General features: G+C 59.0%; 11 protein-coding genes. 7 read left to right on the top strand and 4 right to left on the bottom strand.

The features are described from left to right. Nucleotides 1-16 precede the first annotated feature (16 nt). Together arsC and ACB031_RS09660 are read left to right on the top strand one after the other, a co-directional pair. Nucleotides 17-367 (top strand): arsenate reductase (glutaredoxin), encoded by a 351-nt coding sequence (gene arsC, locus ACB031_RS09665; protein ID WP_010634363.1) that lies wholly within the window; start codon nucleotides 17-19, stop codon nucleotides 365-367. Next, on the top strand, nucleotides 364-747 hold the full coding sequence (locus ACB031_RS09660) for a DUF2069 domain-containing protein (protein ID WP_010634362.1): 384 nt from the start codon (nucleotides 364-366) through the stop codon (nucleotides 745-747). The genes arsC and ACB031_RS09660 overlap by 4 nt, the downstream gene beginning before the upstream one ends. A 143-nt stretch (nucleotides 748-890) precedes the next feature. On the opposite strand, the gene ACB031_RS09655 is transcribed toward ACB031_RS09660, so the two are convergent. Next, a complete protein-coding gene (locus ACB031_RS09655) occupies nucleotides 891-3,173 on the bottom strand; it encodes a hypothetical protein (protein WP_025201869.1) in 2,283 nt (760 codons plus the stop codon). 842 nt (nucleotides 3,174-4,015) lie between these two features. After that, on the bottom strand, nucleotides 4,016-4,630 hold the full coding sequence (locus ACB031_RS09650; protein WP_025201868.1) for an ACP phosphodiesterase: 615 nt from the start codon (nucleotides 4,628-4,630) through the stop codon (nucleotides 4,016-4,018). A 175-nt stretch (nucleotides 4,631-4,805) separates the two neighbouring features. Here ACB031_RS09650 and iadA point away from each other — a divergent pair, with 175 nt between their 5' ends. Then, on the top strand, nucleotides 4,806-5,936 hold the full coding sequence (gene iadA / locus ACB031_RS09645) for a beta-aspartyl-peptidase (RefSeq protein WP_010634359.1): 1,131 nt from the start codon (nucleotides 4,806-4,808) through the stop codon (nucleotides 5,934-5,936). 114 nt (nucleotides 5,937-6,050) lie between these two features. Here the strand turns inward: iadA and ACB031_RS09640 are convergent, their stop codons facing one another. Then, the gene (locus tag ACB031_RS09640; protein ID WP_010634358.1) at nucleotides 6,051-6,953 is read right to left on the bottom strand and encodes a lysine exporter LysO family protein; all 903 of its coding nucleotides are present in this window, start codon (nucleotides 6,951-6,953) and stop codon (nucleotides 6,051-6,053) included. 533 nt (nucleotides 6,954-7,486) lie between these two features. Here ACB031_RS09640 and ACB031_RS09635 point away from each other — a divergent pair. From ACB031_RS09635 to ACB031_RS09620, 4 genes are all read left to right on the top strand, one after another. Then, a complete protein-coding gene (locus tag ACB031_RS09635; RefSeq protein ID WP_005299631.1) occupies nucleotides 7,487-8,257 on the top strand; it encodes an ABC transporter ATP-binding protein in 771 nt (256 codons plus the stop codon). 64 nt (nucleotides 8,258-8,321) lie between these two features. Then, nucleotides 8,322-9,095 carry an ABC transporter substrate-binding protein gene (locus ACB031_RS09630; RefSeq protein ID WP_017765964.1) on the top strand — a complete coding sequence of 258 codons (774 nt, stop codon included), beginning with the start codon at nucleotides 8,322-8,324 and terminating at the stop codon, nucleotides 9,093-9,095. A 139-nt stretch (nucleotides 9,096-9,234) separates the two neighbouring features. Further along, a complete protein-coding gene (locus tag ACB031_RS09625; RefSeq protein WP_005299635.1) occupies nucleotides 9,235-9,975 on the top strand; it encodes an ABC transporter permease in 741 nt (246 codons plus the stop codon). 3 nt (nucleotides 9,976-9,978) lie between these two features. After that, nucleotides 9,979-10,671, top strand: coding sequence for an ABC transporter permease (locus tag ACB031_RS09620; RefSeq protein WP_005299639.1), 693 nt, complete (start codon nucleotides 9,979-9,981; stop codon nucleotides 10,669-10,671). Nucleotides 10,672-10,731: 60 nt separating this feature from the next. Here ACB031_RS09620 and ACB031_RS09615 read toward each other — a convergent pair whose 3' ends face one another. Beyond that, the gene (locus ACB031_RS09615) at nucleotides 10,732-12,045 is read right to left on the bottom strand and encodes a capsule biosynthesis protein (RefSeq protein WP_201892130.1); all 1,314 of its coding nucleotides are present in this window, start codon (nucleotides 12,043-12,045) and stop codon (nucleotides 10,732-10,734) included. Nucleotides 12,046-12,051 lie beyond the last annotated feature (6 nt).

The raw sequence follows: 12,051 nt of genomic DNA, 5'->3' as shown, positions 1-12,051 counted from the left end.
TAATCAGGGAGTTATCATGAGCGAGACCCAAATCTACCACAATCCGCGCTGCTCCAAGAGCCGTGAAACCCTGGCCTTGCTGGAACAGCACGGGATCGCTCCGGCTGTGGTGCTCTATCTGGAGCAGGCCCCGAGCGAGGAAGAGATCCGCACCCTGCTGAGTCAGCTGGGATTCAGTGATCCGCGCCAGCTGATGCGCACCAAGGAAGATCTCTACAAGGAGCTGGGGCTTGGCGAGGTGAGCGGTGACGCCCTCATTCGCGCCATGCACCAGAATCCCAAGCTCATCGAGCGCCCCATCGTCATCAAGAACGGCCAGGCCCGCATCGGCCGCCCCCCCGAGCAGGTGCTGGAGATCCTCAAGTGAGCACCCGCTTCGCCCGCCTGCTGACCCTGGTCGGCTTTTTCGGCCTGCTGGGCTGGGTGCTGCTGTGGCACCTCTGGCTCTCGCCCCACCCGGACCTCAACCCCTGGCTGTTGCCGGTGATCTGGACGGTGCCGTTGCTGTTCCCGCTCAAGGGGATAGTGCAGGGCAACCCCTACACCCACGCCTGGGGCAACTTCGTGCTGATGCCCTACTTCCTGCACGCCCTGACCCTGATCACCACGGATGAGGGGGAGCGGTGGCTGGCGGTGGTGGAACTGCTGTTTACCGTGCTCGCCTTCGTCGGCACCATCTACTATGCCCGCCTGCGCGGCCGCGAGCTGGGGCTGAGCATTCGCAAGAAAAAGGATGCCGACCGCTGACTTTGCACCCTGGTTGACGGGGGAAGAACGGATTGGGGTTGTCGCTGCGACCACAATGCAGAGCGCGCATCCAAATGAAAAGTCCCTGCTTTGGCAGGGACTTTTTTATGGACTGAGGGGCCTTGGCTACGCTTGCCGTTCGCTTAGAAATGAATGGTCAGCTGGGGCGCTTTGGCCGGGGTTGCCTCCGAGGTATAGACATATTTATCGTAGAAACTGGCATAACCGGGATCGAGCGTGAAGCTCAATCTTGGCTGTTCATAGGTATCGCCACTCCCCGTTTTTGCCCTGTCCAGGGCGGCATTGAACAAGTCAGTGACATCAACCCAGGCCACCTGTTCACTGGAGTAGGTGATTTGGTCGCTGAACTTGGGCCGGTACTCTTTCCAGCTGTTTTGTCGCATCGCCCAGGTTGAGGCGTTGGCGCTGAAGAAGTAGTAACTCCAGTAACTGGAAATATATACGGTGCCGGGATCGTTCTGTTCAATTCTCAATGAAACCGAGCTCGGTTTTCTGTTGCCATATTTGGCGACGTATTCACCCAGGTTGAATGAGAGAAATCCCCAGGTCATGGCAGGATTATAAGCACCATCGGCGCCGAGAGTCAGGTAGTTGTTTTGAGACTGACTGACTTGTTTGGGATCATAGGTATAATAGGCCATGTCTTCATCGGCATAGATGGCATAGGTGCCATCGCTTCTGACCTCATGGGGCTTGTTATATTCCCCTTCTGCCGCGCAATAGTTCTTTATGGTGACCTGACTTGATGGTGCACCGAGACGAATATCAAGACCTTGCTTGGGAGTCAGCGTCACATTGCCCAGTTGTCCTGAATTTATCAGGCGCTTGGCATCGCTATCCGGATCCAGCGTGTCCTTGGTATAACTCAAGGTGGCGGGATACTCTTTCATGGTCAAATAATAGGGAACGAATTTCCCCTCGGCGTCCGTTTTATTCACCATGGCAATGTCTTTATTCAAGATATTGTCATGGAGGGTGGCGGAATTATTCTTAGCCGTGACGATCAGGGAGATGCTATCCACAACCCCTTTTCCCCCCTTGAATGAAATGCTCGGGCGCTTGCTGTTCAAGCGGTCGTACAAATACATCAAGGGCACGTCATCGGTGACTACCGTATACAGCTTGGAACTGCTGCCATTGGTAGACATAGCGGCATAGGAGAAGCTGTCATTATTGCCGTCTATATCGTGAAGGTTGGTGAACTGCGGGGTGACATCAGCACTGACCAGATATTTGATCTTCAACCTCCCGGTGAGATTGACGCCGGTATTCTCGGTCGTGTTCCAGCCACTCATGGTCAAGCCCGACTTGGCATTGCTTGCCAGCACGACGTTGGAGGGGATGAAGGTGGTGACCAGCTTGTATCCCTGGGAGCTGGAGCGATCGCTATAGGTCTTGTCGACACGGACCTTCGGGGTGGTCAACAGGGTGAACAAGCCCATGGGCTCATCATAGAGCGGGAACGAGGTATCACTGGCACCATTTTCGCCAAAATCTTGCCAGGCGGTGGACAAACTGCCCGGCATTTTCAGTTTGACCGTGATGCCAGGATCTGAGGAGGTCGTTTCACCCCGCAAATACACCTCCGAGAAGGAGATTTGTGGAATGATTGGGCTGTAGCCGGGCACGGCCGCCGCCTGTGTTCCGAAGATGGCTCCCACGCCAGACAGGGTGCCGGCCAGTGCCTTGAAGCCTGCCGTTACACTGCTTCCCCCCGGGGCCAGCTCCATCATGCCGCCCAGAAAGTCGCCTGCGGCACCCAGGGCATCGCTGGCCACGGCATTGGAGGTGGCGGAGTCGTTGATGCCGCCGAAGACATTCTGCAGGTCGGAGAGATTGCTGACGGTATAATTGCCGGCCTGTTCCAGGTTGTCGCTCAAGCTACCTGAGACATCCATCAGATAGGCCGCCGGATCGCCGATACCCTCGTCGGTGATATTCTGCGAGATACCGGTGGCATGCCCATACAGTTCAACATTGGCGATCGCTTTTGGACTGATCTTGATGTTCAAGTCAATCTCATCTGAACCGGCGGAACAGGGATCCAGATTCACCTGGAAGTCGGTCACCCCCCAGCCACCATCCTGCGCGTTATTGATGGCGCCAAAGCCGGTCTTGCTGCTGGAGTAGAATCGGGCATCCGCGCTCTGGTTGCTGTCAAAGAGCTTGGATTTGCCAGTGGTGGAGAGCGTCACCGCAACGCCGGTGCCTATGGTGTAACCGGGGAAATATCCCATCACCCGCAGTTTTGCCGTCATCCGGTTGTAGAGAATGAGGTAGGGATATTGATTGGTTGAAAATGCATCATCCCCATCGGCAGACCAGACGGACTTCGCATTGGCATAATGCTGCATCTTGTAGCCAAGATTGAATTTGAGGAGCTCCCAACCGCTATTTGGGTCCATGTCGGGTATTTTGTCTGCGATGGATCTGGCTACCCGCCTAGTGCAGCTTGTGGCGGGAGGAAGCTGATTACCCGGGCCCATGATATCCGAGGTGATGGCTGCGCCACCCGGAATATTGTAGAGCGATTCTATTTCGCAGATATAGAATGGGCTGGTCATCAGCTCATCTTCTCCGCTTATCGAAGACATGCCAACTTGCAGGTGTTGGGTGCGCCAGTCGAAAATATTTTTGCGCTGTTGTTGAATTGCCGCTGCCGTATTTGGGTAGCGCGCATGATCCGGGTGGGTAATGACGGCTTCCTGTTTCCAGCGAGCATCTATATCCAGCGGGGTGGCTGCATGCGCCATCAATGGAAGCATGGCACTGACGGCCATCCATAATGTTGAATGCCTGATCTCTATTATCATAATTCTCCAGGTTTTAATCGCTATTGTAAAATCTTACAATTGACAGATATCGAGAATGTTATTCTCGCAATGAATATGTCAGCGGATTTTAAATGAAGCATATCCATTACCGTGAGGGTAATAATTAATGCTGGCTAGTCAATGACTTTTTATTATTCTGGAGGTCATGGATAATAGCAGTGGCATTCGACAGGCGTTTTTATATGAAAATAATATCAGTCAGAACTGTTGTGGCACCATTTATGTGGAGCCTTCATTGGCGTTGATTTTTTACAGCCAGTTCGATATATGAAAATATATATTCAATGAATGAAATATTTTCCATCAAGGGTCATTGCCAAGCAAATATTCCTTACCCCAGCTCAACCGGAGTTATGCTCCCGTGAAGTACGGGGAGCGAAAGAGAGTGTGTTTGCCGTCATTTCGCGGGGAACTCATGGCTGCGGCCGTTCATCCCCGCCACGATAGTGGACCAGCTGCTGCACGCTGAACTGCATCAGCTGAGGATAGAAGCGCAGAAAGCCCTCTTCGCACTGCTGCCAGCGGGTCGCGTCCAGGGTCGTGAGCGCTTCTCCCAGAGGCTGCGGGCGGCGCAGCCGGCGACCTATGCCGTTGAGGGCCTGCGCCAGCCCCTCTTTGCGCTGATAGGAGGCGATCCAGTCCTGCTCTGCCATCCGCTTGAGGGGTAGGGGCAGACCCTCCGGCAGCTGGGGGGCATCCGCCAGCAGGCGCCCGTAACTCTGCTGCAGGAAGCGGGACAGGGCTTCGTCATGAAACTGCGGCCAGTGCAGGCTGAGCCAGTGATCGTAGAGCATGTCCACCAGGATGCCGCCAAAGCGGCGCCAGGGGGCCTCGAAGCAGGCCACCGCCGCCCTGTGTTCGGGGTGGCCGTCGGTGAAGGCGTCTATCTTGCGGTGCAGCCAGATCCCCTCGTCAAACGGTGCGGCGAGGCCGGTGGGCAGGGCGCCCTTGACGAAATCCCCCAGCAGGTTGCCGGTGAGGGAGCTGTGGGTATGGGCTGCCAGATGCAGGTGAGCCAGATAGTTCATGGAGGGGGAACCAGCCAAAGAGATTGCCGCTGAGCCTAGCGGATCCGGCGGCCCTTGCCTATGAAAACGGCCGCCTGGCCGTGAGGAAGTGCTTCCCTCCCTGACCGTCGGCTGGGTAGAGTGCAGCATGGCTGCCGCTTTAAGGCGCACATCAACATCACGAGGAGCATGCCGCATGTTGACCCTGATCGAAGGGGCCGAACTCTATGGCCCTACCCCGCTTGGCCGCCAGGATCTGTTGGTGGCAGATGGCCGCATCGCCTGGCTCGGGCAGGGATTGTCTGTCCCCGCCGACTGGCCGCTGACGCGGGTGGACGCTCGCGGCCGCTATCTGGTGCCCGGACTGGTGGATCCGCTGGCCCACATCACCGGCGGTGGTGGCGAGGGGGGCTTTGGTTTTCGTACCCCGGAGCTCTCGGCAAGGGAGGCGCTGAGCGCCGGGGTCACTACCCTGGTGGCGGCGCTTGGCACCGACAGCCTGACCCGCAGCCCGGCCCAGGTGCTCGGCAAGGTGCGCGAGTTTCGCGCTGCCGGGGTGAGCGCCTTCATGTATACCGGCTCCTACCATCTGCCGGTCAAGACCCTCACCGGCACGGTGGAGTCCGACATCATGCTCATCCCTGAGGTGCTGGGGGTGGGGGAGGTGGCCATCAGCGATCACAGATCCAGCGCGCCGACCCACGACGAGCTGGCACGGCTGGTGAGCGAGGCGCGGGTGGCCGGGCTACTCGCGGGCAAGAGCGGGGTGAGCTTCTTTCATCTGGGGGACGGGCGTGGGGCGCTGGCACCGCTGCGGGCTTTGCGCGATGGCACCGACATCCCGCTGCGCCAGCTCTACCCCACCCACTGCAACCGCAATCCCTGGCTGTTTGCCGAGGCCATCGAGTGGGGCCGGGCCGGCGGCTGGGTCGATCTCACCACCTCGAGCTTCCCGGACCTGCTGGACGATGGTGAGTTGCTGGCGGCCGACGCCCTGGTGGCGCTGCTGGCGGCCGGGGTGCCTGCCGAGCGTATCAGCTTCAGTTCGGACGCCAACGCCAGCCTGCCGCGCTTCGATGGTGAGGGGCGTCTCATCGAGCTGCGCTGCGGCCAGATAGGCAGCTTATGGCAGGGGCTGGTGGAGAGCTGCAGCAAGGGGATCGCACTGGAGGTGGCGCTGGCAGTGGTGACAGCCAATCCGGCCAGGGCGTTGGGGTTGGCGGCCAAGGGCACGCTGGCGGTGGGGCAGGATGCGGATCTGCTGCTGATCGACCCCGACACGCTCACCATCGAGCGGGTGATGAGCGGCGGCCGCTGGCGCAGCTGAATATCGGAGTTGATGGGGAATCCGTGATGTCAGGCCACCCCTCTTTTAAACAACAAGCCCGGCAGCAGTGCCGGGCTTGTTGTTGTTGACCGTGGGCCAGTCAGCGGGTCGAGATCAGATGGCCAGGAAGCCCAGGATCAGGATGGGGCCGAGCAGGCTCAGGATAAAGCCGGAGACGATGGCCACCGGTACCACCTGGATGCCGCCGGATTTCTGGATCACCGGCAGGGTGAAGTCGAGGGCCGTGGCGCCGCCATAACCGATGGCGGCGGAGGGGTGGCGGCGCATCAGCACTGGAATGATCAGGATGGCGATGAGCTCGCGCCCCAGATCGTTGATAAAGGCGGCGGAGCCCAGCACCGGCCCCAGCTTGTCGGCCACCAGGATGCCGGAGAGCGAATACCAGCCGAAGCTGGAGCTGAGGGCCAGGCCGTGGGCCAGCGGCATGCCGAGCAACTGGGCGGCCAGCAGGCTGCCGAGCCAGCTGCTGACGATGACGGTGGCGGCGATCTTCATGCCCCAGGGGTTGAGCAGGATCTGGCGCAGCCGCATGCCGGAGTTGCGCATCTGTACCCCGATGAGAAACAGCAGCAACATCAGGGCCCACTCGCTCCACTTGTCGATGGGCAGGGCGCGCAGGTCCACCAGCAGCCCCAGCAAGACGCCGCCCAGCACCACGAAGCAGAGCTGCAGCGACTCCCACAACAGGTGCAGCTTGCTCGGCATCTGGCCGTCGCTGGCTTCATGCGTAGGAGGGGAGCGCCGATCCAGCCACCAGAGGGCCAGCAGGTTGCACAGGGTAATGGCGGCGAGCATGACGCCAGCCACCTTGAAGATCACCGCCAGGTTGCTGCCCAGGTTCTCCACGTAGGCGAGCCCCAGCCCCATCAGAAACAAGATGAGATAGACCATCTTGCCCAGCGATTGATTGACCAGCTTGATCAAGCGGGCGGAGGAGAGGGGTACCAGATAGCCGATCACCAGCGGCAGCAGGATCAGCAACACATTGAGCAACATCGGGGCCTCGATCACAAAAACTGACAAAAATGACACCTTATCATCACTTATTGGCCCTGTGTCACATATTTGTGTGTTTGCCTGCCTCATCCGGAACTTTTTTATCGATTTGTTATGTTTCTGGTATGAAATGAGGCCCCGTTTCGGGGCATCTACCCACCCTGGTGCAACCCGAAAACGGCGCGAGTCGGCGATTTTTCAACGGGATGCGAGGGCGGGGCGGGTGAATAAAGCCACTTCGGCTGCCTTATGGCATGATGGGCGGAATTTTCTTGCCAGTAGTGCGCTGCGGGTATAAAAAGGCGGTGTCGTCGAACCGGTATGATTAGCATTTTATGCAGACAAAGTGCTGAAAAATACCTGTTTGGCCAATAAAAATACAGACAAAACACCAAAGACCTCGGTTCTGTATTGTTTTTTGACTATCCGAGTGATATTTTCGCTGAAGGTTGCCATCGGTTAACTTTTTGTTAAATAAGCGATGGCGTGAGTCACGCCCCAGCGGCGTCTAGGGACAGACAAGGTTGTAATGGATGAGCGACGTTGCCGCACTGGAAGTTCGTGATCTGCACAAGTATTTCGGCACCCACGAAGTGCTCAAGGGCATCGATATGACCGCCCACAAGGGGGATGTCATCTCCCTTATCGGCTCCTCCGGCTCGGGGAAGTCGACCTTTCTTCGCTGTATCAATCTGCTGGAAACACCCTCTTCCGGCACGGTTTCCCTCCATGGCGAGCTTATTCGCATGAAAACCAACCGCACCGGTGAACGTCTGCCGGAAGACATGCGGCAGGTGGAGCGCATTCGCAGCCGGCTGGCCATGGTGTTTCAAAGCTTCAACCTCTGGTCGCACATGACCATCATGCAGAACATCATCGAGGTGCCGATCCAGGTACTCAAGGTGCCCCGCGCCGAGGCCATTGCCAAGGCGGAACACCTGCTCAACCGGGTTGGATTGTGGGAGCGGCGTGACTACTACCCGGGCCACCTCTCCGGCGGTCAGCAGCAGCGGGCGGCCATCGCCCGGGCCCTGGCGGTGGAACCCGAGGTGATGCTGTTTGATGAACCCACCTCGGCGCTCGACCCCGAGCTGGTGGGCGAAGTACTCGGCCTGATGCGCGAGCTGGCCGAAGAGGGGCGCACCATGCTGGTGGTGACCCATGAGATGTCGTTTGCCCGCGATGTGTCGAACAAGGTAATGTTTTTGCACCAGGGCCGCGTGGAGGAGGAGGGCAATCCCAAGGAGATCTTCGCCCATCCCAAGTCCGAACGGTTCAAGCAATTCATCTCCTCCATCTATTGATGGCCGGAGCTGAGCCCAACAATCTGCAATTGCAACAGTCGATGACTTTATCAAGGAGAGATACATGAACAAGCTGATGCTGGCGACTGCCATGGTTACTGCCCTGTCCTCCGGCAGCCTGATGGCCAAGGAGTGGAAAGAGGTGCGGATCGGTGTCGAAGGAGCCTACCCCCCCTTCTCCTGGACCGAGCCGAGCGGCGAGGTGAAAGGCTTTGACATCGACATCGCCAACGCCCTGTGCGAGGAGATGAAGGTGAAATGCACCCTGGTCAAGCAGGACTGGGACGGCATCATTCCGGCGCTGCTGTCGCGCAAATATGACGCCATCATCGCCACCATGGACATCACCGAAGAGCGCAAGAAGAAGGTGGACTTCACCCAGAAGTACCAGCACATTCCGGCCCGCTTCGCCGCCAAGAAAGGCACCGAGGTGAAACTGGAGAAGGCCTTCATGGATGGCAAGACAGTGGCCGTGCAGCGTGCCACCTCCATGGACACCTTTATTACCGACAACTTCCCCAACGCCACCATCAAGCGTTACGGCACCGCCGATGAGGCCTATCTCGACCTGAAATCCGGCCGCGTCGACTACGTGCTGGCCGACTCTGCCGCCATCAGCGACGGTCTGCTCAAGAAAGAGGGCGGCGATGCGTTCGAGTTCGTGGGCCCGAAACTGACCGATCCCAAGTGGTTTGGTGAAGGCGCCGGCATCGCGGTGCGCAAGGCCGACAAGGATCTGAAAGAGAAATTCAATGCCGCCATCCTGGCGCTGCGTGCCAACGGCAAGTACAAGGCGATCAACGACAAGTACTTCGACTTCGACGTCTACGGCGAGTAACCCCCAAGGCTCGCTGCCAGAGGCAGGAGCCAGGGCGTGACACGCACAATAGCGACAGGTTGACCCTCGTCTGTAGTCATCGGGCCCGTCGTCTCTCGCCAGGGAGTGATGGGCCCGCTTAGTTGCGATGGAACTGCATATGTTTGATTTGAAAGGATACGAAACCTCCCTGCTGGAGGGGGCCTGGGTCACCCTGGAGGTGGCGCTGGCCTCCCTGCTGCTGGCGCTGGTGCTCGGCATGCTGGGGGCGCTGGCCAAGCTCTCCCCCTACAAGTGGGCCCGCGGCTTTGCCACCGCCTACACCACCGTCATCCGCGGCATTCCCGATCTGGTGCTGATGATGCTGCTGTTTTTCGGCGGTCAGGTGCTCATCAACAACCTCTGTACCTGGGTCAACGAGACCTACAACAACTACCTGCTGGCGAGCAACCCCAACCAGGAGTGGGTCTCCCTGCTGCCCGATTACATCGACATCAGCCCGTTTGCGGCCGGGGTGGCCACCATCGGTTTCATCTTCGGCGCCTACATGACCGAGACCTTCCGCGGCGCCATCCTGGCGGTGGACAAGGGCGAGCTGGAAGCGGCCCGCGCCTTCGGCATGCGGGCAACCCAGGTGTTTCGTCGCATCCTGTTTCCCCAGATGATGCGCCACGCCCTGCCGGGCTTTGGCAACAACTGGCTGGTCTTGCTGAAAACCACGGCGCTGGTCTCCATCATCGGGCTCGATGACATGGTGCGCAAAGCGTCCCTGGCGGCGGGCTCGACCCAGCTGCCCTTCACCTTCTACATGGCGGTGGCCCTGATCTTCCTGATCTTCACTGCGGTCTCCACCTCGGCACTGAAATGGGCCGAGCGTCACTATGCGATAAAGACGAGGTAAGCCATGGATTTCTCAATCATTCTCAGCGAATGGCCCACCTACTGGCAGGGCCTCTACACCACAGTACTGCTGGTGGCCGCCTCCCTGATCCTCGGGCTGATGCTGGCGGTGCCACTCGGCATCCTGCGCAACAGTCGCAACTGGCTGATCAAGGGGCCGATCTGGGCCTACATCTACTTTTTTCGCGGCACCCCGCTCTTGGTGCAGCTGTTCATCATCTACTACGGCGCCGCCCAGTGGGAGTGGCTGAAAAACAGCGTCGCCTGGGATCTGTTTGCCGAAGCCTGGTTCTGCGCCCTGCTGGCGTTCACCCTGAACACTGGGGCCTACACCGCCGAAATCGTGCGCGGGGCCGTGCTCAACATGCCCAAGGGGCAGATTGAGGCGGCCAACGCCTTCGGCATGACCCGCTGGCAGACCCTCACCCGGATCATTTTGCCCAACTCGTTTCGCCGGGCACTACCGGCCTACAGCAACGAGGTGATCTTCATGCTGCAGGGCTCGGCGGTGGCGGGCATCATCACCATCGTCGATCTGACCGGCGCAGCGCGGATCATCAACTCCCGCTACTACAGCCCGTTCGAGGCGTTCCTGACCGCCGGTCTGCTCTACATGCTGCTGACTTTCGTCATCGTCTGGCTGTTCAAGAAGTGGGAAGCCCGCTGGCACGCCCACCTGCGCCCCCGCACCGTGTAACGCCCATAAAAAAAAGCCCGCAATTGCGGGCTTTTTTGTCGGTCAAGATAGGGGTAAGCATCACAGCATGCCGAGGGGCGCCAGCATCTCGTCTGCCATCAAACCAAGCGAGCTCAGCACGCCGAGGGCACCGATAAGCCCGGGGGCGTGGAGGGCCTGTTTGCCCTGCTTGAGCGGCATGCGCTGCTTGTCGTGCTGCTGGATCTTCTGTGCCACGGCCATGGCCCCGATCTCCAGATGCCGATAGAAGCTGGCATTGATCTGGGTCAGGTGCAACAGGGATTGGCGCATCCGTTCGAACGTCTCGTTGCAGACCGGGCTCTGCTTGTGCCAGAACTTCTCCAGCGTGCCGCGGGTGGTGAGCCCCGGCAGATCGTAGAGGGCGCGGCCCATACAGAAGGTCGGCACATCGTGCAGCAGGGCGGAGAGGCCGACCGTGCTGTTGATGGTAATGACGCCCTTGAGCAGGGGATAGAGTGCCGGCAGCGGCAGGTCATAGCCATAAAACACCCGCCCTTCCAGCCCGAGCAGGGTGACCAGCCGGTTGATTTGGGACTGGTAGCTGACGTAGCCCCGATCCATGGGGTGGTGCTTGAACAGCAGCACATCTTCGCTGCGGGCATGCTCGGCAAACGAGTTCATCACCTGTGCCACCATCTCCTCGACACCGCTCAAATCCGAATGCTCGCGGATCTGGAAGTCCTCGGTGACCTGCAGGGGAACGAAGAAGATATGTCCCTTGTGTGCCGGCAGGGCTTTCAGCAGACGGCGGTCTGCCCAGCGGTAGCGCCACTTCACCAAGCCGCCGGCAACCCAGCCGCTGGCCTCCTGGTAAAGGCTCCAGGGTCTGTGATTGACGAAGTGGGGGTAGCGCCAGCGAAACAGGCTCTTGTTGATGTGGTAGCGGCTGGCATACCAGGCTCGTCTGGCAAAGGTCTTGCCCACCTGCAACGGCGCCTGGTAGGGCTCAGGCCATTGCATCTCCGCCAGTTTGTCACGCTTGGCATAGAGCGGGCTGAAGGCGTTGACCCCCCCTTGCTCCAAGGTCACGTAGTCGGGGCGCAGGTACCCCTCTTCCATGGCCCAGACGGCAATCTTTTTCTGCTTGCAGATGCGAATGGCCTGCAGATGGTAATAACGGCAGTCACCGTAGCAGACCAGGCTGTCGATACCGTTGCGCTTGATGAAGCGGCGAAAAAAAGTGTTCCAGCTCTCCGGTTTGCCGGTAAAGCGCTCGTTATGGCCGACACAGGGCCAGCACTCATCCCCACCGTTGAAATGGATCTTGTACACCTGATGGCCGGCATCGCTCAGCACCTGGCTCAGGGTCTGAAAGAAGGGGCCCAGCGGTCCTTGCAACAACAAAATCTTCATGTACGA

Origin of the sequence: Aeromonas sp. S8(2024) (genome assembly GCF_041403085.1) — a bacterium.
GTDB classification, from domain to species: domain Bacteria; phylum Pseudomonadota; class Gammaproteobacteria; order Enterobacterales; family Aeromonadaceae; genus Aeromonas; species Aeromonas dhakensis.
This window is presented reverse-complemented; position numbering and strand designations above follow the sequence as displayed.